This is a genomic window from Halomonas sp. ND22Bw (assembly GCF_003011945.1).
GTDB classification, from domain to species: domain Bacteria; phylum Pseudomonadota; class Gammaproteobacteria; order Pseudomonadales; family Halomonadaceae; genus Halomonas; species Halomonas halophila.
Genome location: NZ_PXWD01001954.1, coordinates 1 through 229 on the forward strand (window position 1 = coordinate 1; position 229 = coordinate 229).

Below are 229 nucleotides of genomic sequence, written 5' to 3' on the forward strand. Positions count from 1 at the left end.
ATACGACAATGACGCGGGCGGATCGTGTGTCTGGGTTCAGGATAGGACTGACAAAAATCACCCTTCCATCGGCATGATGGACGTCGCCCTGCTGAGCCGGAGCGACCGCAACAGGTGCGCCCTCTCGCACTTTGGCGAGCTCTGTGGTGGGGACCGAAAGTTCGATCCAGACAGTGGACAGGTTGGCAACGGTATAAAGGTCCGCCGGATCACCCTCACCGCCGACGGT

Annotated in this window: 1 protein-coding gene; it reads right to left on the reverse strand. The window is 59.8% G+C overall.

Annotated elements, in window-relative coordinates; translation table 11 throughout:
- Positions 1-229: efflux RND transporter periplasmic adaptor subunit (locus CVH10_RS25120; protein WP_146143448.1), on the reverse strand; the 229-nt coding region annotated here is incomplete at both ends.